Genomic DNA, 20,718 nt, shown 5'->3' on the forward strand with positions numbered 1-20,718 from the left:
GCGGTCAGAGCTGGGAGTCGTAGACGCGGACGTAGTCGACGACCATCTGCTGCGGGAGCTGCGTGGTCCCGTCGGGATATCCGGGCCAGTTGCCACCCACCGCGACGTTCAGCAGGAAGAAGAACGGCTGGTCGTAGACCCATGGGTTGCCGCCGACGTCGGCGGTCGTGCGGGTCTGGTAGACGTTGCCGTCCACCGACCAGCTGATCCGGCCGGGCGCCCAGTCGATGGCGAAGGTGTGGAAGTCGTCGGCGAACGACCAGCCCTGCGGGTGCGTGTACGCGGCTCCGATGCCCGCACCACCCGAGTAGCCGGGCCCGTGCAGGGTGCCGTGCACCATGTGGGGCTCGAAGCCGACGTTCTCCATGATGTCGATCTCGCCCGAGTCGGGCCACGGGACGCCGTTGCCGATCTGGCCACCGAGCATCCAGAACGCCGGCCAGATGCCCTGACCGCGCGGGATCTTGATCCGGGCCTCGAGGTGCCCGAACTTCGGCTGCACCTTGCCCTGCGTGGTCAGCCGGGCCGAGGTGTAGCCGCCGTTGCCGTCCCGGCGAGCGGTGATGACGAGGTTCCCGTTGCCGTCCAGCGCGGAGTTCTCGCGGGAGCTGGTGTAGTTCTGCAGCTCGTTGTTGCCCCAGCCGCCCGCACCCGTCTCCAGGTTCCAGTTGGCGGGGTTCGGGGCGCTGCCGGCGGCGCCGTCGAACTCGTCGGACCAGCTCAGCGCGCCGACGGCGGCGGGCGTGGCCGCGGACGCCGAACCGGCGTCGGGCGCCTTGGGCGCGGTGGCGGAGGCCACGAGCGAGGCCGACAGGACCAACGTCATGGCAGCGGCGGCCGTGGCCGTGGTGCGGATGGTGCGGTGTCTCGTGCTACGCATCGGACGCTCCTTCGCGAAGATGTGTTTCCCCACACGTGGGCGGGACGGACATGCGGCCGATCGCACCGGCATGGTGGGGCGACGCTACTTTTCACCCGGTCGGTGGGACAAGATGGTGAAAACACGTAGCCGAGCCGCCGTTGACACTTCAGTCCCGCTGAACGGTCAGCCAGTGATATGCGATGGACGTGCACGGTTGCTCCGAACGACGATGACCGCATGCCCCTGCGCCACTCGCTCCTCGCCGTGCTCGTCATGATCATCTGGGGTACCAACTTCCTGGCGATCGACGTCGGCGTCGACGACGTGCCCCCCGTGCTGTTCGTGGCGATCCGCTTCGTCGTGGTGCTGATCCCGGCGATCTTCCTGGTCCCGCGGCCGGCGGCCGCCCTCAAGGACGTGCTGGTGGTGGGCCTGTTCCTCAGCCTCGGCCAGTTCGCCCTGATGTACACGGCGATCTGGCTCGACATGCCGCCCGGCCTCGCCTCGCTCGTGCTGCAGGCGCAGGTGGTCCTCACGGTGCTGTTCGCGTCGGTGGCGCTCCGCGAGCGCCCGACCGCGCCACAGCTCGTCGGCGTGCTGCTGGGTGCGGTGGGCCTGGTGATCGTCGGTGTCGGGCGTTCGGCGGCGACGCCGGGCCTCGCGTTCCTGCTCACGCTCGCGGCCGCGGCGTCGTGGGCGACCGGCAACGTGATCGTGCGCCGGCTGGGCTCGGCGACGCAGGCTGCGGGAGGCAGGCAGAGCCCGCTGGCCGGTCTGTCCATGACCGTGTGGTCGGCGCTCGTGGTGCCGGTGCCGATGTTCGCCCTCTCGCTGGTGCTGGACGGGCCGGCCGCCGTCGGCCACGCCCTCACGCACCCCACGTGGGCCGCCGTGCTGTCCACGCTCTACACCGCGTGGCTCGCGAGCCTGGTCGGCTACGGCATCTGGAACACGCTGCTGGACCGGTACCGGGCGAGCGCCGTGGTGCCGTTCACGATGCTGGTCCCGGTGGTGGGCATGAGCGTCGCCTGGCTGGCGCTGGGCGAGGTGCCGAACCTCGCCGAGGCGGGCGGCGGCCTGCTCCTCCTGCTGGGTGTGGCGATCACGTCGGGGCTGCTGCGGTGGCCGGACCGACGGCGCGGTCCCGGCTCCCCGGCCCTGGGCGCCCGGCGCCGCATCTCCGGTGCGGCGCCCTCGCACCGCGACCGCGCCACTATTGAGTAGGCTCGTAACAAAGATGTCACCGGGGGGTTCCCGGCGTTTACCCGACAGTGGTTTCATTCGGTCATGAAGCTGCTTCGAACTTTTCCGAAGGTTTCCTTCGAGTTCGGGCTCTCCTCATGGCAGTGGTTGGGGCTTCGCGAGCAGACCCCGCGCTTCGCGACCTGTTTCGGCGACATCTTCCTCGAGTCGCTGGACGGATGGTGGTTCCTGGACACGGTCGAGGGCACGCTCGAACTCCGCTGGGCGTCGGCAGTCACCATGTACGCCGAGCTCGAGTCGGCAGAGGGTCGCGCCACCTACCTCATGGACGACCTGGTCCGCGACGCCCGGAGCCGCGGCATCCACCTCGGCGAGGAGGACGTCTACGCCTTCAACCCGCACCCTGCGCTCGGCGGTGAGCTCGGCGTGAACGGGCTCAGCGCCATGCGTTTCGAGCTGGCGGTCAACTGGGTCGGGCAGATGCACGACCAGCTGCTGCACAGCCCGGGCGAGATCCGCCTCCCCCCGATGCCCGACGACGGCCGCCGCACCGGCGCGTCCCGGTCCACCGCGGCCTGGGACGGCGCGTGGGCGGAGGACGAGACCTTCGACGTGCCGTTCGAGCAGTACCTCGCCACCACCACCTTCGCAGCGGTCGCCGCGCCAGGCCAGAGCGCCGGCACCCGGACCGCCGACATCCGGCCCTACAAGGCCAAGCGGCACGCGGCGCCGGTCACCGAGCCGGAGCAGCCGGCACCGGTCCCTTCCCCGCCCGCGCCGTCCTGGTCGCGGCAGAGCGAGTCCACCGCCTGGTCAGGGCAGACCGAGACGGCGCAGCAGTGGCCGGAGCCGAGCCAGGCGCACGAGCTCGCGACGCCGGTCGACGGGTACACGGCGCAGTACGACCCCTCGTACCCCACCGCGTATGCCGCCGAGCAGTACGGAACGGGACCGGGCGATCAGTGGGCCGGCGGGTCCGGCGCACCCCAGGACTGGCTCCCCCACAACAACGACCAGGGCAGTGGCGGCCAGGATCCCTACGACCAGGCCGGCCCCACGTGGAACAGCCCCGGCTGGGGCAGCTCGACGTGGGCCGGCTCGGCGTGGGACAACCAGGCACCGGCCGTGGCGGCCGGCGGCAGCCCGCAGCAGGCGCCACGGACCGACGACCCGTTCACCGCGTGGGACGACCTGTGGGGGAAGCGCTGAGCCGCTGCCGCCGGGCGGCCGCCGCCTGACGTACCACCGGTGCCGCCGTCGGCCGTTCCGGGCGGAGTCGACGCTCGCGCTCGACCCGCGCGACAAGGCTCAGCTCGCCCGGGGTGGTGCTGCGCGCGCTCTTCAGCAGGCGGGTCTCCAGCGCCACCCGGTTGCTCCGCCCCAGCCCGTCCGTGTAGCCGAGGATGGTCTGCGCGTGCGCGTGGGTGATGTGCCCGCCGCGCAGCGCGGCAAGCGTGCGGGGATGCTCGTGCACCAGCGCACGGGACTCCTCGACGAGCGCGATCGCCGAGCTCTCCGGCATCCGCAGGACCTTGGCCAGCCGCTCGACGAGCTCGGGTGCCAGCCCGGCCGGCTCCTCCGCATCCGCCTCGGGAGCGTCGAACAGCTCGGGCTGGTCGGCCACCCACTCCCGGACGGACTCCATGAGGACCGCCCGTGAGGCAGCGAGCGAGGCAAGGAGCGCGTCGACCGCAGCCACGGCGTCGACCGCCTCCGTAAGATCCGCGAATCCGTTCGCGAACCCTGACTCGCGCGGTGCAGCAGCACCACGCGGAGACTGGCCCGGCACATCGGCGGGACCACGAGTCACCAGCACCTTGTTCGAACGCATGTTCTAAAGATAGGGGCTGACGCCGACACGCGCCACCCAGCGCGCCGTCCGTGTCGATCACCCGCACGATGCCGATTGCCCGCACAATGGGGTGGTGCCGATCCGACGAGCCGCCCAGTCGTCCCTCGCCGTGTGCGTCGCACTGGCCACTCTCCTGGCCCTGAGCGGCTGTGGCCTGACCGACCGGGCAGAAGGCGCGCGGGGAGCGGACGCGGAACCGACACCCACCGCGGCGGCGCAGCCACCCGGAGAGTCGCAGACCCCCGGCGGCGGTCGACCCGAGCAGCGCACCAGCACGGTCACCCTGGGCGACGTGGTCCTCGAGATCGTGACCCTGAAGGCCGCCGACGTACGGGCGGACGAGGACGGACCGGGCACCCGGACGGTCACCCTCACGCTCGCCCCCGGGCGCTCGGCACGTCTCGCGCTCGCGTCCCCCGGCGCGCTCGACGTCGACACGGACGGCAGCATCACCGTGCTGGACGGAAACGATGACCCCGTCGCGGCGATCGGCCCGCCCGCGCCGCCGTCGGACACCGAGGACGAAGCGCCCCGCATCGACGTCACCGACGTCGACGCCACCCACGCCCTGGTGGAGGTCGAACCGGTCCAGCCGGCCGCGGGGTCGGAGTCCCCCACGCCCACGGACCGGACCGAGCTGCTGCCCGTCACGTTCGTGGTCGGCACAGAGGCGATCGAGAGCGCGACCTGGGGCGAGAACGAGGGCGGACGCTCGCTCGCCGTCGACCCGACGGACTGGGCGCGGTACGCCGGCCAGGCGGGGCTGGACCTGATCCGAACCCAGCTGGTGGCCGCCGAGCCGGAAGCGGACACCTCGACGATGGGCGACCAGCTCGTGTGTCACGCGGTGGGCGCACCCGACAAGTCCACGTGGAACCTTGAGCCATGGCGGCCCGACGTCGGGCTGATCCTCACCGCCACCGCCCAGTGCAACCCCGTGTGATCTCGACGGCGACCAGCCCGGGCGACCCGCGCCCGTGACCTGTTCGTGACCATCGGGGCCGCGGTTCGGCGTGCGAAGGTGCCCGGCTTGAGGTTTCCTGGAAACGAGGCGAGGCAGGCTCGCCACACAATCTGATGAGCCCCAGCTCAGCCGGACCCCCGCTCATGTGGTCGCGTGCACCAGGCGCCCGACGACCGTCCGCAGGCGCCCAGCGATCCATGGGAGTCCCCTGGGGTCAGGCATTGCTCCTCGGAGATACCTTGGCAGGGAGGCTCCTGATGACCCGTGTACTAGTCCGTGGATCAGCCGTGGCGGTCGGCTGCGGCGCACTGCTCGGATTCACCGTCGCGTACCAGCTCGTACCGCTCGCCGTGCTCGCCGCCCTCCTGGGGCTGGCGGGCACCTTTTTCGCCGTGCGGGCGACGCCTGAGCCGACGACGGAGCCGGGCGAGCCCGTGACGCTCGGCGGGCCGCTCGCGCGCGGGGCCGAGGACGAGGAGCCCTCGGACGAGCCCGTCCAGGTTCCCGTGCAGCAGCTCCCGGTTCCCGTCGTGGCGGCGGTACCCGACGCCGCGTGACCCTGCCCGGTACATGACGAGGGTCTCGACGGGCTCGACCACCGGTGGTCGAGCCCGTCGAGACCCCTCGTCTGCTGCTGCGGTGCCGTCGTCAGGCGCTCTTCGCGTCCCGCTTGCGCAGCTCCTTCTCGCTGACCGGTGCCGTGCCGCTCGCGCGCAGCTGGCGGTAGTACGCGGCCGCCTCGTCCTGACGGACCTTCTCGGAGCCGTCGGCGATCGGGGCGCGCAGGTGCTCCTGCGTGAAGCCCCAGGCGTCGATGACGTCGAGCACGTGCGGACGAAGCTCCTTGAGCATCCGGTCGATCGTCGAGGTCACCGCCCTCGCGCGGCCCGTCGAGAGGCGACCGTTGGTCAGGTGCCAGTCGAGGTGACGCTCGATGGTCGTGAGCCCGTAGATGTCGCGGAGCAGGGTGAGGACCTTGCGGGTGCCGGCGTCGGACACCTTGCCGATGGCCTTCGTGAACGCGTCCCAGCGCACCAGCTCCGCCCACGCGGCGGCGGACCCGATGAGGTTCACCTGGTTGTCGTCGAAGATCTCCTGCGCGCGGATCGAGTCGGCCTTGAGCGCGGGGCGCATGCCCATCGCGGTCGAGGCGACCATGCCCTCGAAGCGTCCGGCGATCAGCTCGCGCTGCACCTCCGCGTCCAGCAGACGGCCCGCGGAGCGCGCACGGCCGCCGTCGGCCACGGTCTGGCCGAGCCGCTTCAGCGGCAGCTTGTGCAGCACCGCGTCCTTGGCCTGCCCGGCCACGATGCCCGCCATGCCGCCCGGCGACTTCGCCGCCTCGGCCATCCGCTTGCCGTAGTCGCCCACGAGGCGCTTGGCGGCGAGCTGCAGCAGCACGTGGTTGTCGCCCTCGAACGTGGTGTAGATGTCGAGGTCGGCACGCAGGCTGGTGAAGCGGTTCTCCGAGAGGAAGCCGGCGCCACCGCAGGCCTCGCGGCACTCCTGCAGCGTGTCCAGCGAGTACCAGGTGGAGGTCGCCTTGAGCGCGGCGGCCGTCGTCTCGAGGTCCTCGCGCATCGCCGGGGTGTCCTCGCGGCCGGAGAACACGGCGTCGAACATGTCGAGCAGCTCGTCGTGCGCGAAGTGCATCGCGTACGCCTCGGCGATACGCGGGAAGAGGCGGCGACGGTGCGTGGCGTAGTCGAGCAGGGTCAGCTCGTCGGCACCCGCGGACGGCGAGAACTGGCGCCGCTGGTCGGCGTACTTCGTGGCGATCGCCAGACCGATCTTCGCCGCGGAGATCGCCGCGCCGTCGAGCGAGACGCGGCCCTGCACGAGGGCGCCCAGCATGGTGAAGAACCGGCGGCCGGGGCTGTCGATGGTGGACGTGTAGGTACCGTCGGGGGCCACCTGGCCGTAGCGGGCGAGCAGGTCCTGCCGCGGCACGCGTACGTTCGTGAAGTGCAGCTTGCCGTTGTCGATGCCGTTGAGGCCGCCCTTCTGGCCGTCGTCCTCGCCGCCGACGCCGGGCAGGAACTCCATGGTCTGCGGGTCGCGGATCGGCACGTAGAAGCAGTGCACACCGTGGTCGACGCCGTTGGTGATCAGCTGGGCGAACACCGTCGCGGCGACGCCGTGCTTGGCCGCGTTGCCGAGGTACTGCTTCCACGCCCCGCGGAACGGGGTGTTGAGCACGAACTCCTCGGTCTCGGGGTCGTACGTGGCGGTCGTGCCGATCGAGGCGACGTCGGAGCCGTGGCCGGTCTCCGTCATCGCGAACGCGCCGGGCACGCTCAGGTCCATCGCGCCGGGAAGCAGCCGGTCCTGCTGCTCCTCGGTACCGAGGTGCAGGATGGCGGAGCCGAACAGACCCCACTGCACGCCCGCCTTGATCTGCAGCGACGGGTCGGCGGCGACCAGCTCCTCGAACCCCACGAGGTTGGCGCCCGCCTGCGCGCGGCCGCCGAGGCGCTCCGGGAACGCCCGCAGGACGTGGCCGTAGGGCACCATCTGCTTCATCTGGGCGAGGGCGATCTCCCGGTGCTCCTCCTTGGTGATCCCCTCCCGCTTCCAGAGCTCGGGGTGCGTGGCGACCATGTGACGAGCCTCGGCACGCTCCTCGGCCCAGCGGCCGAGCAGCATCTGCTCCAGGGCGGGCACGTCCACGCGGACGCCCGACGCCGGCCGGGGCGCCGCGGGTGCGGGCCCAGCGGCCTCGGTGGCCGTGGGGGTCGTCACGGACTCGGAGGTGGTCGTCATCGGGTTCTCCTCGGTCTTTCGGCCGGCAGGCCAGGTACTGGGTTCGGGAGGGTGGGTCGAAGAGCTTTCGGGGGCGGGCGGGTCAGGCGGTGACTGGTGCGGGACCAGGGCGGTTGTGGTGCAGCACGCCCACCGGACCGGTCCAGAGCCAGAGCGTCACGCGCTCGGTGAGCTCTTCCCGGGTCAGCGGGCTGGACTCGACGTTGCGGTGGCCGAGCCACCACTCGCCGGAGCCCCGCACGAAGCCGACGGCGCCGGCGGCCCAGGCGGCAGCATCGGCCTGGGGGACGTCGGTGGCACGTGCGAACGGCTCGGCGACGAGCTCGATGACCGAGTCGAGGTAGGCACCCAGCGGGTGCAGGTCGACCGGCGTAGTCGGGACGGCGGCGTCCGCCGCCTCCTCGGCGGCAGTGGCGCGACGGCCACGGCGTCCGCTCTCGACCGGCGCCGGCTCGTTGCCGCCGATGGCGGTGCGGGTGACGAACCAGTAGACGTTGGGCGAGCTCTCGATCATCTCGAGGTAGACCCGTACCATCTCGCGCAGCGCCATCTCGGGGTTGTCCGCGCGCTGCGCGGCGGCGCGCAGCGCGTCGTGCATCTGCATCACCACGGTCTCGGCGACGGCGAGCCGCAGGCCCGCCTTGTCGTCGAAGTACCGGTAGACGATTGACTTCGACGTACCCGCCGCGGCGGCGATCTCGTCCATCGAGACCGCAGGTCCGAGGCGGTGCACAGCCTTGCGCGCGGCCCGGACGAGCTCCGCCCGGCGTGCCGTGCGGTGGTCGTCCCAGCGGGTCGAACGACCGTCGACTCCGATGCTCATCGGTCCGCCTCCCCACCGTGACTCGCTAGAGGTCTTGTGATTCGTCTCACGAGACTGAGAGTATCAGGTACTGTGAGTCCTGGGCACCACCCCGGGTGCGAACCGGGTAGCGGCCTGTCCTGGCCTCGACGAGGCTCGATCTACGAAGCCACTTGCCCGACGACGAAGTGAGAAGGAACAGCGACGTGTCCACTACCCCCTCCCCCGTCCCGTCCACGCGCGAAGCCGTGATCATCGGCGGCAACCGCATCCCGTTCTCCCGCGCCGGCAAGAAGTACGTCCGGACCAGCAACCAGGACATGTTCACCGCGGCGCTGGAGGGCCTGGTCGCCCGGTTCGGCCTGCAGGGCGAGCGCCTGGGCGAGGTCGCCGGTGGAGCCGTCCTCAAGCACAGCAAGAACTTCAACCTGATCCGTGAGTCGGTGCTGGGCTCCTCGCTGGCGCCCACGACGCCCGCCTACGACGTGCAGCAGGCGTGCGCCACCGGTCTCGAGGCCGCGATCGCCGTGACCAACAAGATCAAGCTGGGCCAGATCGAGTCCGCGATCGCCGGCGGCACGGACACCGTGTCGGACGCGCCGATCGTCGTCAGCGACCGCCTGCGGGCCGCGCTCCTGGACGCGAACCACGCCAGGACGACCAGCGCGAAGATCAAGGCGCTGCTCAAGGTCCGCCCCAAGGATCTGGCCCCGGCCACCCCCGGCACCGGCGAGCCGCGCACGCACCTCTCCATGGGCGAGCACCAGGCGATCACCACCGCCAAGTGGGGCGTCTCGCGCGAGGCGCAGGACGAGATCGCGTTCAACTCGCACCAGAACCTGGCCCGCGCCTGGGAGTCCGGCTTCTTCGACGACCTGGTCACCCCGTACAAGGGCCTGACCCGCGACGACAACCTGCGTCCCGACACGTCGCTCGAGAAGCTGGCGAAGCTCAAGCCGGTGTTCGGCACCAAGCTCGCCGAGCCGGCGAGCATGACGGCAGGCAACTCCACGCCGCTGACCGACGGCGCCTCCGCCGTCCTGTTCTCCTCGCGCGAGTGGGCAGAGGAGCGCGACCTCCCGATCCTCGCGAAGTTCGTGGACGCCGAGACGGCCGCCGTCGACTTCGTGCACGGCCACGAGGGGCTCCTCATGGCGCCCGCCGCCGCCGTGCCGCGTCTGCTGGCCCGCAACGGCCTGACCCTCGAGGACATCGACTTCTTCGAGATCCACGAGGCGTTCGCCTCCACCGTGCTGACCACGCTCGCCGCGTGGGAGGACGAGGAGTACTGCCGTACCGAGCTCGGTCTCGACGGCGCGCTCGGCAAGATCGACCGCAGCAAGCTCAACGTGAACGGCTCCTCGCTCGCGGCAGGTCACCCGTTCGCGGCGACCGGCGGACGCATCATCGCCACCGCCGCGAAGCTGGTGGCCGCCAAGGCCGCCGAGACCGGCCGTCCGGCACGTGCGCTCATCTCGGTCTGCGCGGCGGGTGGCCTCGGCGCCGTCGCCGTCGTCGAGTCCGTCTGAGCCTCTCCCTAGAACCGGAAGGAATTTCGTGGCTGTCCAGTCCGCCCCGTCAGACAAGTACACGGTGGCCGTGAACCGCGGCTTCACCAAGACCATCGCCAAGAAGCTGGGCCTCCCGCGCCCGGCGATCCTGCGCCGCTACGCGGCCGACGCCCCCCTCACGGTGGGTCCGGTGCTCGTCGTGTCGGACGGCGCCTCGGCCGGCGACGCCGACGCGATCGCCAAGGCCCTCGGGTCGTGGGACGTCGACGTGCGTCGCTCGACCGAGGGCGCCGACGACGTCCGCTGGGGCGGCGTCGTGCTGGTCGGCACGGCCGCCGAGTCCCCCGAGGCCGTCTCGGAGGCGGTGCTCACCCTCGGCGGCACGCTCCGCAGGCTCGCGGGCAACGGCCGGGTAGTGGTCGTCTCGCGCGCGCCGGAGGCCGGCGACTCGCCGGCCGTGGCCGCCACCCGGGCCGGCTTCGAGGGCTTCACGCGTTCGGTCGGCAAGGAGCTGCGGGCCGGCGCCACGGCGAACGGCGTGCAGCTCACCGGTGGCGCCGCCGTCGACTCGACCTCCGTGCTCGGCACGCTCCGCTTCTTCCTGTCCGCCAAGTCGGCGTACGTCGACGGCCAGGTGCTGCCCGTCGGTCCGGCGGACGACCTCGACGACGTCGACTGGCAGCAGCCCCTGGCGGGCAAGGTTGCCGTCGTCACCGGTGCCGCGCGCGGTATCGGCGCGGCGATCGCACGCACCCTGGCCCGGGACGGCGCCAAGGTAGTGGTCGTCGACGTGCCGGCCGCCGGTGAGTCGCTGGCCGCCGTCGCGAACGAGATCAAGGGCACCGCGGTGCAGCTCGACGTGACCGCCGCCGACGCGGGCACCAAGATCCTGGAGGCGACGCGGCACCTCGGCGGCCTCGACATCCTGGTGCACAACGCGGGCATCCTGCGCGACAAGCTGCTCGCGAACATGAAGCCCGCCCAGTGGGACGCCGTCATCGCGGTGAACCTCGCCTCGCAGCTGCGGATCAACGAGCAGCTGCTGGCCGCCGGGGTGGAGGGGCTGCGCATCGTGTCGCTCGCCTCGACGTCGGGCATCGCGGGCAACAAGGGCCAGACCAACTACGCGTACTCGAAGTCCGGCGTGATCGGCCACACGGCCGCCACCGCGCCGCTCGTGGCGGAGCTGGGCGGCACGGCCAACGCGGTGGCGCCGGGCTTCATCGAGACGGAGATGACCCGGTCGATCCCCTTCGCGACGCGCGAGGTGGGCCGGCGCATCATCCCGTCGCTCCAGCAGGGCGGTCTGCCGATCGACGTCGCGGAGGCCATCGCCTTCCTGTCGTCGCCGGTCGCCCGCGGCGTGAACGGACAGGTGCTGCGCGTCTGCGGCCAGTCCATGCTGGGCAAATGACAGAGCTGACAGTGCCGGGAGCACCGGCGTCGTACGACGTGACAGAGCTCGCCCAGCTGCCGAGGCTGGGCGGCCTGTTCGCCAAGGGCCTCGCCGGCTCCGCGAGCAAGCGCCCGAAGGGCGCTGTGCAGCTGCCCAGGCTGGCGTACCAGGTGGCGGACGTCGGCACCGCGGGCGAGGCGGGGCACCTCGCGGCGTACCAGCGGCTGCTCGGTGAGCCGTCGTCCGAGGTGCTGCCTGCCGGGTTCCTGCACGTGCTCGCGTTCCCGCTGGCGACCGCCGTCATGGTGCGCGGCGACTTCCCGCTGCCGCTGCTCGGCATGGTGCACCTGCGCAACACCGCACGGGTGCTCCGGCCGGTACGGCTCGGCGACGCGCTGACGGTGCGGGCCTGGGCGCAGGACGCCCGGCCCCACCGCCGCGGCGTCCAGGTGGACCTGGTCGCCGAGGTGCTGGTCGGCGGCGAGCTCGCCTACCAGAGCGTGTCGACGTACCTCGCCAAGGGCGTCACGGCCCCCGGCAGCAGCGAGGACGCGGCCGAGGCACCCCGCGAGGAGTGGACGGCGCCCCTGCCGACCGCACGCTGGAAGCTCGGCGCGGGCACGGGCCGGGCCTACGGAGCGATCTCCGGCGACCAGAACCCGATCCACACGTCGGGCCTGGGCGCCAAGGCGTTCGGGTTCCCCCGGGCGATCGCGCACGGGATGTACACCGCGGCACGGGCGCTGGCCGAGGTGGGGCCCGCACGGCGGGGCGAGACGTACGAGTGGACGGTCGAGTTCTTCAAGCCGGTCCTGCTCCCGAGCACGGTGGACGTCTCGATCCGCTACGCGAACGAGGTCTCGACAGGCTCGACCGACGGGGCGGGCCCGACCGGCGGGCGGGGCTTCGTCTACGAGGGCTGGCGCTCGGGCAGGAACACCCGCCACTTCCGAGGCACCGTCACCCCCCTCTGACCACCCCAAGGATCCGCGAAGTAGAGCGCTTGTCCGGACGCCCGCTCTATCTCGGCGCAGCACGGCGCGCGAGGTAGAGCGGGCGTCCGGACAAGCGCTCTACTTCGCGGAGGAGGTGGGGAGGACGGGGAGGAGGACCTGTTCCCAGAGGATCGCACGTTTGGGGCGGAAGAAGCCCGAGTGGCCGATCCGGCTCAGGCCGTGGTCGGCGGCACGCAGCTCGACGAACTCGATCGGCGCGTTCGGGAACTCCTTGCTCCAGTACCGGATCGACTCCGGGGAGATGAGCTCGTCGTCGGCGGTCCAGAGGGCGGTGACCGGCGTCTGCACCTTCGCGAACCGGTCCCGCAGCTCGGGGTGCTCGCTGAACAGGTAGTCCCGGTGCAGGCACCAGCGCCCCCACTGGCGCATGACCCCGGCCGGCAGGTCGTCCAGGATCCGGAGACGACGGCCCGGGTAGTAGCCGACGGCGGCGATCGCCACGGGCGCTATGGCTCGCCACAGGAGCGGCGACCAGCGCTTGATCATCGGCACGGCCTTGCCCCGCCAGCCCGTCCCCGAGGCGACCATGACGCAGCTGTCCACGCCGACGTCGGACAGGAAGCCCAGGCTCTGGCCGCCGAACGAGTGCCCCACCCAGGTGAGCGGGACGCCGGCGGCGGCAGCCCGGGCGTGGGCGTGCCCGGCAGCGAGCTCCGCGTCGTGGTACCAGTCCAGGGCGGTCGCCGACGAGTCCCGCATCGGGCCGTAGAGCTCGGGCTCCGAACCGCGGTACGAGAAGGTGAGCACCGCGAAGCCGCGTTCCGCGAGCCAGGCCGCGAGGTGCCGGTAGAACCGCATCGGCATGGCCATCGCGGGCGCGATCGCCACGACGCCCACCGGGTCGCCGTCCGGCAGGAACCAGCGGGCGGCGACCGACTCGCCGTCGTCAGCGGAAAGCCTCACGTCCTCGGTGCTCACGTGCCGGAGGGTATCCCGTATCCTCGCCAGGGCGCTGCGAACTTCATCCGGCGGGAGGACCCCATGCTCGGCGACGTGCTCGGCCTGACGAAGTCCCAGTCCCTCGCGTACCGCGACCTCGTGGCTTCCCCGTCCCTCGACGCGGCGGAGCTCGGTCGCCGCCTCGACTGCGACCCCGGCGACGCGCTGGACGTGCTCCGCGCGCTGGAGAGCCACGGCCTGGCGACCCGGCAGAGCGCCGACGACTCCCGCTTCCAGGCCGCGCCGCCCGAGATCGCGCTGGGCGCGCTGCTCGCCCGGCGCAAGGACGAGATCCGTGCCGCGCAGGTCGAGCTGATCGAGCTCGAGGAGGAGTTCCGGCGCTCGTCCGCGCTTCGGCCGGCGACCGACGTCGTCGACGTGGTCCGAGGGGCGGACGCCGTGAAGCAGCGCATCATCCAGCTGCAGCTCGGCGCGCGCGAGACCGTCGAGTCGTTCACCAAGCCGCCGGTGTTCGTGATGCCCGCCGACGAGAACACCGCCGAGGACCAGGCGGTCGCGCGCGGCGTGCGGTACCGGGTGGTCGTCGACCGCGTCTTCCTCGACACCGGCGTGCTGCGGGTGGACGACATCGCCGAGGCCATCGAGAACGGCGAGGACGTGCGGTTCTCGGAGCGGGTGCCGATCAAGCTGTTCCTCATCGACCGCCGGCTCGCCTTCGTGCCGATCCAGACCGTCGTCGAGGCGGGTACCGAGGGTTCCGACCTGGCCCCCGACCTGGTGGGCGCGCTGATCATCCATCCGTCCGGGCTGCTGGACGCCCTGATCGCCCTGTTCGAGAGCGTGTGGCGCGACGCGACGCCCTTCGCACCGCCGGGTGAACGCGCCGAGACCTCGGAGCTCGACGAGGAGGACAGCCGGATCCTCGCGCTCATGCTGGCCGGTCTTACCGACCAGTCGGTGGCCAACCAGCTCGGGCTCTCCCTGCGCACCGTGCAGCGTCGGGTCAAGGTGCTGATGGGCGTGGCCGGCGTCTCGACCCGCATCCAGCTCGGCTGGCACGCCGCACGTAAGGGCTGGATCTGACGGCCCGCTCCGTGACAGCGTGAGTCCATGACCACACTGGCGTGCATCATCCGACCGTCGACCCTGCCGTCCCGCATCATCCCGCTCGCCCGCGCCGTCGAGTCGGCGGGCATCGAGGAGATCTGGCTGTGGGAGGACTGCTTCCAGACCGGTGGTATCTCCGCTGCCAGCGCGATCCTGTCCGCCACCGACCACGTCCGCGTCGGGATCGGCGTCATGCCGACGCCCCTGCGGAACGTGGCGCTCACCGCGATGGAGGTCGCGACCGTCGAGGCGATGTTCCCGGGCCGGCTCGTCCCGGGTATCGGGCACGGCGTGCAGTCGTGGATGGCGCAGGTCGGCGCCAGGGCCGCGTCGCCCCTGACCCTCATGCGGGAGTACTCGACGGCGCTGCGCGCGCTGCTCGCCGGTGAGCGGGTCACGACGTCGGGCCGGTACGTGTCCCTCGACGACGTCGCGCTCGACTGGCCGCCCGCGCGGCCCGTGCCCGTCCCGGTCGCGGCCACCGGACCGAAGTCGCTGCGCCTGGCCGGCGAGATCGGCGACGGCGTGGTCCTCGAGGGCTCCGTCGGTCTGGCCGGGCTGCCCGCCGTGCTCGAGCGGATCGCCGAGGGCCGGGCGGCCGCGGGCCACGACGCCGCCGCGCCGTTCCCGGTCATCCAGAACGTGTCCGCCGCGACCGGCCCCGACGCGGCCACCCGCCTGCGCGCCGAGCTCACCGCCTGGGGCATGGACGTGGCCGACGACGACGCCCTCGGCTCCTACGCCCTGTGGGGCGACGCCCAGGCGCTGGCCGACGGCGTGCGGCGGTACGGCGAGGCGGGCGCGAGCACCGTGGCCCTCCAGCCGACGGAGGACGAGCCGGACATGGAGCGGTTCGTCGAGGTGGTGGGCGCGGCCCAGAAGCTGCTGAGCAACGGATAGCACACCGCCGCCGTCGGGGCCCGCACATTCGGCGTCAGCCAAAAGTCGTTGAGTCGCCGGGCGCCTTGCCTCAACGTGGTCGCGCCGGGGGACCGCCCTTCCGGCGACAAAGGAGGCGCACCATGAAGAAGTCCGCACGAATCGCTGCCGCGGGCGCCGCAGCCGTCCTCACCGCGGCCATCGGCATCCTGGGTGCTGCGTCGGCCACGGCCGACAACCGGGACATGGCCGATAACCGGGACTTCGGGGCCGATGGCACGCGCGTGACGTCGGTGCCGGACAACCGGGAGTTCGGGGACAACCGCGACTTCTGAGTCGCACACGACGCGACGCCGGGGTCGTACCGTCCAGGACGGTGCGACCCCGGCGTCGTGGTGTGCCGGCCGGTCAGACGATCAGACGTCGCGCGGCGGCGGCGCGAACGAACCCGCCGTACCGGGGGCTCCGTCGGGAGCGGCACCCGGGGTGGCAACGGGCTGGGCGACAGGTGCGGCTGCGGCGCCGGCACCCGACAGGTTGTCGAGGACGCCTTCGACACGCGAACGCATCGGGCTGATCAGCGCACCGCCGACACCGACGATCAGAATTCCCGCCACGGTAGCCAGGAATGCCACGAGCACCGGCATTGTCACAGTGGTACCGATGCCGATCTGGTTCACCGCGGCGATAACACCGAGCGCGATGATGAAGAACGAGACCACCTTCGCAACGAGCGGGCCGTAGGAAACGCCGCCCATCGAGTTGAGAATGAGGTCCTTCACCGCATTGGCGATCGCACCGGCGATCACCACTATCACGATTGCGACGACGAGGCTCGGGAGCCAGGCGACTATGTCGTTCACGATCGCGCTCACCGGGTTGGTGGGCCCGAACGCGCTCAGCGCGAGCTGCAGCGTGATCAGCAGGATGAAGTAGTAGATGATCTTCGTGAGCAGCGAGATCGGCTCGATGCCCGAGCCGGCGAGCAGCCTGTTGGCCCCTGCCTTCTCCAGCACCCTGTTGAAGCCGATCCGCGTCAGGATCATCCCGACGAACCGGGCGACCGCCTTGGCGATGAAGTACCCGATGAGGAAAACGATCAGGAACACGAGCAGCTTCGGGATGAAGCTTGCGATCGCACCGAGAGCGCTCGTGAGCGGCTCCAACCAGTCGACCGCGCCCGGCACAACGAGACCTGTATTCAGGAATGGCATAGTTCTCTCCCCCTTCGAGATCTTTCTCGTCACCTCTGGCACACCTCTGTGGTGCGCCTAAAAAGGTGACAGCACTCCACGAACATATGCCGCAGAAGCACATTCTGCGCGACGGGATTTGCCGTCTCGGCGCGCCTTTAAGACATTCGGGATCTTTCTCCGACCCCGGCCGAGCGCCCGGCCGACGGTGGCGGAACACATAGCCTGGCCGGATGGATGCCCTGCATGAGCGGACCGCCGTCGAGCTCCGCGACCTCCTCGCCTCCGGAGAGCTCACGCCGGCCGAGGTCACCGACCACTTCCTCGAGCGGGTGGAGCGGTTGAACCCCGGCGTCGGGGCCTTCGCCACGGTCACGCCGGAGCTCGCCAGGGAGCGGGCGGCAGCGCTCCAGCGGGACGACGACGGGCCGGGCCGGGCCGCGACCCCGGCGCCGGGCAGCCTGTGGGGGCTGCCCACGGGCGACAAGGACCTGTGGAACCGCGCAGGTGTGCCCACCGGATTCGGGTCGCGCGCGTTCGCGGACCTGCCGCCGGCCCAGGAGAGCGACGAGATAGTCCGGATCCTCGACGACGCCGGCATCGTCAGCCTCGGCAAGACCGCGGCGCCCGAGCTCGGTTTCCCCGCCTACACCGAGCCGGTCCACACCCCGCCCGCGCGCACGCCGTGGGACCTGACCCGCGGCGCCGGCGGTTCGAGCGGCGGGGCGGCCGCGGCGGTGGCGGCCGGCATGCTGCCGTTCGCCCCCGGGTCCGACGGCGGCGGATCGATCCGGATCCCGGCGGCGGCCTGCGGCGTCGTCGGGCTCAAGCCGACGCGGGGGCTGCTGCCCGCGGGCAGTGGCGTCGACTCGCTGGGCGGGCTGGTCGTGAACGGACCGATCGCGCGCACCGTCGCGGACACCGCTCTCCTGCTCGAGGCGATGCTCCCGAGGCGCGCCGGGGGCGACGTCGCGCACCCGTACTCGCTGCGGGCACCGTCGTACGAGGCGGGGGCCTACCTGGCGACGGCCCAGCGCGCTGCGCTGCCCGCGCCGGGAACGGGCGGACGCGGGCCGGGAGGCAGCCGCGCACGCATCGGCGTGACCACCTCGTCGGCCTGGGACGGTTTCTACGACATCGGGGTGTCACCCGAGGCGCGCGTCGCGCTGGAGGCCGGCGTGCGGGCGCTGTCCGGGCTCGGGCACGACGTCGAGGAGACCGCGCTGGCCGCGGCCCCCGAGTACGCGCCGGCGTTCCGGACGCTGTGGATGGGCGGCGCCTCAGCGGTGCCGATCGACGACCCGGAGACGCTCGGCAGGCTGGAGCCGCTGACGCAGTGGCTGATCCGGTCGGGTCGCGAGGTGCCCGCGCGGCAGCTCGCCGAGGCGGTGCGCACGCTCACCGCCTTCGAGCGGTCCCTGGTGGCGCAGGTCAGCGCGTACGACGCCGTGCTCACGCCCGCGCTCGCCCTCACGCCCCGGCCCATCGGCTGGTACGACGCCGAGGACCCCGAGCGGAACTTCGAGCAGCAGTGCCAGTACACGCCGTTCACGTCGATGCTCAACGTCGCGGGGCTGCCTGCGATCACCGTGCCGACGCACTGGACCGAGGCCACCGCGGACGCACCCGCGGGGCTGCCGATGGGCGTGCAGATCATCGGCAGGCCGGGCGGGGAGCTCACGCTGCTGGCGCTGGCGGCCCAGCTGGAGGCGGAGCTCCCCCGCCCGCGGATGTTCCCTCTCTGACGTGTCAGACGCGCAGGTCACTCGCGTGACCTGCGCGTCTGACACCGGTTAGTCCTCGTCCGGGAGGCAGCCGAAGTCCTCGTCGAAGCCCAGGGCCGCGGTCGCCAGCAGGCCCGCGAGCCCTGAGCCCTCCGGGACGGGGCGCGGGTCGTCGGTCACTACCCAGAGCCCGTCGACGACGTCGTACCCGGCCTGCGGGCCGTCGGCCACCAGGCGGCCCACCGCGGCGATCAGGCGCTCGACCTCCTCGCCCGCGGTGCCGACGCCGACCGAGGCACGCACCGCGCCGGCGTCGAACCCGAGGCGGCCGAGCAGCGGGTGGGCGCAGAACCGGCCGTCGCGCACGCCGATCCCGTGCTCTGCGGACAGGTACGCGGCCACGAGGCCCGGGTCGTAGCCCGTCACGGTGAACGTCACGACGCCCACCGGGTCGACGGCGTCGGCCCACACGCGCACGACCTCGACGCGGTCGATCGCCTCGAGCCCCGACACGAGACGACGGCGGAGCGCGTTCTCGTGCGCCGCGACGTCGGCGGGGGCGAGCGCGGCGAGCTCCTCGCACGCCGCGGCGAGGGCCACGGCACCGATGACGTTGGGCGATCCAGCCTCGTGCCGGGCGGGGCCCTCGTGCCACTCGGTGCCCGCTACGCGCACGCGCCGCACGGCGCCGCCACCTGCGAGGTAGGGCGTGCCGGCGTCGAGCCAGTCACGGCGGCCCACCAGGGCGCCCGCGCCGAACGGGGCGTAGGTCTTGTGCCCGGAGAAGGCGAGGTAGTCGACGCCGGTGGTCTCCAGGGAGATGCGGCGGTGGGGTACGAGCTGGGCGCCGTCGAGCACCACGCGGGCGCCGTACTCGTGGGCGATCGCGACGATCTTGTCGACCGGGAGCGACTCCCCCGTCACGTTCGAGGCGCCGGTGAGGGCCAGGAGGGCGAACGGGCGTTCCGCGGCGGCGGCGTCGATAAGCTCCTCGCGGATCTGGTCGAGCGTCTCGGCGACCGTCGCGCCACCGGTCAGCACGGTCGCGTCGGTGCCGCGCTGCCAGGGCAGCAGGTTCGCGTGGTGCTCGACGTCGAGGACGAGCACGCGGCCGGGCTCGCCGTCGGGCTGCGCCGGGACGCAGCCCGCGAGCAGGTTCAGGGAGTCGGTGGTGTTTCGCGTGATGATCGTCAGGTCGTCGTCGCGGGCGCCCACGAACGCTCCGATGGTGCGACGGGCGGTCTCGTAGAGCGCGGTGCTCACCTGGGAGAGGTACCCGGCGCCGCGGTGCACGCTGGCGTACAGGGGCAGCACCTGGGTGACGCGGTCGGCCACGGCCTGCAGGGCAGGCGCCGACGCGGCGACGTCGAGGTTCGCGTACGGGACCCGGCTGCCGTCCACCAGCGGGACGAGGGTCGCGCCGCCGACGACGGGCCGCAGCGGGGCGACGTCGGCGACCGCGTCGTTGTGGGCGAGGGTGGTTGCAGACATGACGTCCTCCAGCACAGTCCTGGGGGAGGTTCCCCCGCGCTTGCCACGCGCGGCTGCGCGCGGCCAGGTCGTCACCCGGGGCACCCCACCGCGGTAGGAGGGTTGCCGACCAGCGAGCCGGGGCTTGACGCTGGCACTCATGACCTGACGTCATCCTGTGCTGCGGCAAAATTCCTGTCAACGCTCGTCTCAGATATTGGTCTCACGATCCGGTCGCTCCGGCTGTGAGACGAGCGCGGCGATCCGGTCGGCGTCGGCCCGGTACATCGCGGCGTGCTCACGCAGCTCGGCCGGCCCGTCGCCGTCCGCCCGGGCCGCCGACCAGGCGGCCAGGTCGCGGAGCTTGTCGGCCATCGCGTCCAGCACCTCCGCGCGCCGGAACTCCGCTCCGTACGCCTCGGTCAGCCTGTCGAGCCGCGCCGTCGGATCCAGGTGCGCGACGTCGTAGGTGGCACCCGCGAAGGCGTCCGAGGAGAACGGCGCGATCCGGTAGGCGAGGTACGCCAGGTCGCGGACCCGCGGACCGGGCGAGGCGGTGTCGAGGTCGAACAGGCCCGCGAGGCGGCCGTCGCGGAAGACCATGTTGTACGGCGCGGCGTCGTTGTGGCAGATCACCTCGGCCGGTTCGGTGGCCGGGAGGCGCCATACGGCGTCCGACCGGGGGAACCCGGCGGTCGCGTCGTGGAAGCGCCGCAGGAGGCGGCCCGCCTCGGCCAGGACGTCCTCGGACCAGAGCCACGCCGGAGCGGGCCAGCCGGGGACGTCGCCGGGCAGGTACGAGACGATCTCCCGGCCCTGGTCGTCGAGGCCGAGCGGTGCGGGGAGCTCGGTCACCCCGGCGGCGCGGACGTGGGCGAGCAGCCGTTGGACGGTGGGCGTCCAGGGGCCCGCCGCGCGGTGGACGGTGTCGCCGATCCGTACGACGCCGGTGGTGTTGCCGCCGGTCAGCTCCTGCTCGTCCACAACGTGGTCCACAGCGTCATCCACAGCTTCCACAGGTTTGTCCACAGTGTCATCCACACTCCGACCGTAGTCCCGACCAGTGAGCGAGACGG

At 72.1% G+C, this 20,718-nt stretch carries 19 protein-coding genes and 1 riboswitch; of the genes, 11 read left to right on the forward strand and 8 right to left on the reverse strand.

Going from position 1 to position 20,718, the window contains the following annotated elements; all coding sequences use genetic code 11:
* Positions 1 to 4 precede the first annotated feature (4 nt).
* A complete protein-coding gene (locus ACNYC2_RS26510; RefSeq protein WP_419704612.1) occupies positions 5 to 880 on the reverse strand; it encodes a glycoside hydrolase family 16 protein in 876 nt (291 codons plus the stop codon).
* A 219-nt stretch (positions 881 to 1,099) separates the two neighbouring features.
* Between ACNYC2_RS26510 and ACNYC2_RS26515 the strand changes: the two genes are divergently transcribed.
* Together ACNYC2_RS26515 and ACNYC2_RS26520 are read left to right on the forward strand one after the other, a co-directional pair.
* Entirely contained in the window at positions 1,100 to 2,086 is a 987-nt protein-coding gene (locus ACNYC2_RS26515) for an EamA family transporter (RefSeq protein ID WP_419704613.1), read from the forward strand.
* A gap of 63 nt (positions 2,087 to 2,149) precedes the next feature.
* Complete coding sequence (locus tag ACNYC2_RS26520; protein WP_419704614.1) at positions 2,150 to 3,274, forward strand: T6SS immunity protein Tdi1 domain-containing protein; 1,125 nt, start codon at positions 2,150 to 2,152, stop codon at positions 3,272 to 3,274.
* Here the strand turns inward: ACNYC2_RS26520 and ACNYC2_RS26525 are convergent.
* Entirely contained in the window at positions 3,240 to 3,896 is a 657-nt protein-coding gene (locus ACNYC2_RS26525) for a hypothetical protein (protein ID WP_419704615.1), read from the reverse strand. The two genes, ACNYC2_RS26520 and ACNYC2_RS26525, sit on opposite strands and share 35 nt — an antisense overlap.
* 94 nt (positions 3,897 to 3,990) lie before the next feature.
* Here ACNYC2_RS26525 and ACNYC2_RS26530 point away from each other — a divergent pair, with 94 nt between their 5' ends.
* Together ACNYC2_RS26530 and ACNYC2_RS26535 are read left to right on the forward strand one after the other, a co-directional pair.
* On the forward strand, positions 3,991 to 4,860 hold the full coding sequence (locus ACNYC2_RS26530) for a DUF2599 domain-containing protein (protein WP_419704616.1): 870 nt from the start codon (positions 3,991 to 3,993) through the stop codon (positions 4,858 to 4,860).
* Positions 4,861 to 5,138: 278 nt separating this feature from the next.
* A complete protein-coding gene (locus ACNYC2_RS26535) occupies positions 5,139 to 5,438 on the forward strand; it encodes a hypothetical protein (RefSeq protein WP_419704617.1) in 300 nt (99 codons plus the stop codon).
* A gap of 91 nt (positions 5,439 to 5,529) precedes the next feature.
* On the opposite strand, the gene ACNYC2_RS26540 is transcribed toward ACNYC2_RS26535, so the two are convergent.
* Both ACNYC2_RS26540 and ACNYC2_RS26545 read right to left on the reverse strand, forming a co-directional pair.
* A complete protein-coding gene (locus ACNYC2_RS26540) occupies positions 5,530 to 7,644 on the reverse strand; it encodes an acyl-CoA dehydrogenase (protein ID WP_419704618.1) in 2,115 nt (704 codons plus the stop codon).
* An 82-nt stretch (positions 7,645 to 7,726) separates the two neighbouring features.
* Complete coding sequence (locus ACNYC2_RS26545) at positions 7,727 to 8,467, reverse strand: TetR/AcrR family transcriptional regulator (RefSeq protein ID WP_419704619.1); 741 nt, start codon at positions 8,465 to 8,467, stop codon at positions 7,727 to 7,729.
* A gap of 185 nt (positions 8,468 to 8,652) precedes the next feature.
* Here ACNYC2_RS26545 and ACNYC2_RS26550 point away from each other — a divergent pair, with 185 nt between their 5' ends.
* Genes ACNYC2_RS26550 through ACNYC2_RS26560 form a run of 3 tightly spaced genes read left to right on the forward strand, consistent with a single transcriptional unit; the run spans position 8,653 to position 12,327 of the window.
* Entirely contained in the window at positions 8,653 to 9,975 is a 1,323-nt protein-coding gene (locus tag ACNYC2_RS26550) for an acetyl-CoA C-acetyltransferase (protein WP_419704620.1), read from the forward strand.
* Positions 9,976 to 10,003: 28 nt separating this feature from the next.
* Positions 10,004 to 11,371, forward strand: coding sequence for a 3-oxoacyl-ACP reductase (locus ACNYC2_RS26555; protein ID WP_419704621.1), 1,368 nt, complete (start codon positions 10,004 to 10,006; stop codon positions 11,369 to 11,371).
* Positions 11,368 to 12,327, forward strand: coding sequence for a MaoC/PaaZ C-terminal domain-containing protein (locus ACNYC2_RS26560; protein ID WP_419704622.1), 960 nt, complete (start codon positions 11,368 to 11,370; stop codon positions 12,325 to 12,327). Before ACNYC2_RS26555 ends, ACNYC2_RS26560 begins: the two co-directional genes overlap by 4 nt.
* A gap of 99 nt (positions 12,328 to 12,426) precedes the next feature.
* Here ACNYC2_RS26560 and ACNYC2_RS26565 read toward each other — a convergent pair whose 3' ends face one another.
* Positions 12,427 to 13,287, reverse strand: a complete 861-nt coding sequence (locus ACNYC2_RS26565) for a serine aminopeptidase domain-containing protein (RefSeq protein ID WP_419704623.1) — start codon at positions 13,285 to 13,287, stop codon at positions 12,427 to 12,429.
* Between the two features lie 63 nt (positions 13,288 to 13,350).
* On the opposite strand from ACNYC2_RS26565, the gene ACNYC2_RS26570 reads away from it, so the two are divergent.
* The 3 genes from ACNYC2_RS26570 to ACNYC2_RS26580 all read left to right on the forward strand — a co-directional run bounded on the left by ACNYC2_RS26570 (position 13,351) and on the right by ACNYC2_RS26580 (position 15,590).
* Positions 13,351 to 14,352, forward strand: coding sequence for a helix-turn-helix domain-containing protein (locus tag ACNYC2_RS26570; protein WP_419704624.1), 1,002 nt, complete (start codon positions 13,351 to 13,353; stop codon positions 14,350 to 14,352).
* Between the two features lie 27 nt (positions 14,353 to 14,379).
* A complete protein-coding gene (locus ACNYC2_RS26575; RefSeq protein WP_419704625.1) occupies positions 14,380 to 15,276 on the forward strand; it encodes an LLM class flavin-dependent oxidoreductase in 897 nt (298 codons plus the stop codon).
* 122 nt (positions 15,277 to 15,398) lie between these two features.
* The gene (locus ACNYC2_RS26580) at positions 15,399 to 15,590 is read left to right on the forward strand and encodes a hypothetical protein (protein WP_419704626.1); all 192 of its coding nucleotides are present in this window, start codon (positions 15,399 to 15,401) and stop codon (positions 15,588 to 15,590) included.
* Positions 15,591 to 15,671: 81 nt separating this feature from the next.
* On the opposite strand, the gene ACNYC2_RS26585 is transcribed toward ACNYC2_RS26580, so the two are convergent.
* Positions 15,672 to 16,511, reverse strand: coding sequence for a mechanosensitive ion channel family protein (locus ACNYC2_RS26585; protein ID WP_419704627.1), 840 nt, complete (start codon positions 16,509 to 16,511; stop codon positions 15,672 to 15,674).
* 170 nt (positions 16,512 to 16,681) lie between these two features.
* On the opposite strand from ACNYC2_RS26585, the gene ACNYC2_RS26590 reads away from it, so the two are divergent.
* Entirely contained in the window at positions 16,682 to 18,193 is a 1,512-nt protein-coding gene (locus ACNYC2_RS26590; RefSeq protein WP_419704628.1) for an amidase, read from the forward strand.
* A gap of 48 nt (positions 18,194 to 18,241) precedes the next feature.
* Here the strand turns inward: ACNYC2_RS26590 and ACNYC2_RS26595 are convergent, their stop codons facing one another.
* Both ACNYC2_RS26595 and ACNYC2_RS26600 read right to left on the reverse strand, forming a co-directional pair.
* Positions 18,242 to 19,663 (reverse strand): aminotransferase class V-fold PLP-dependent enzyme, encoded by a 1,422-nt coding sequence (locus ACNYC2_RS26595; RefSeq protein ID WP_419704629.1) that lies wholly within the window; start codon positions 19,661 to 19,663, stop codon positions 18,242 to 18,244.
* A gap of 31 nt (positions 19,664 to 19,694) precedes the next feature.
* Positions 19,695 to 19,808: riboswitch (SAM riboswitch) on the reverse strand.
* A gap of 44 nt (positions 19,809 to 19,852) precedes the next feature.
* Positions 19,853 to 20,638 carry a phosphotransferase gene (locus tag ACNYC2_RS26600; protein WP_419704630.1) on the reverse strand — a complete coding sequence of 262 codons (786 nt, stop codon included), beginning with the start codon at positions 20,636 to 20,638 and terminating at the stop codon, positions 19,853 to 19,855.
* Positions 20,639 to 20,718: the final 80 nt, after the last annotated feature.

This window comes from Promicromonospora sp. NFX87 (genome assembly GCF_048564965.1).
In the GTDB taxonomy this organism is placed as follows: Bacteria; Actinomycetota; Actinomycetes; order Actinomycetales; family Cellulomonadaceae; genus Promicromonospora.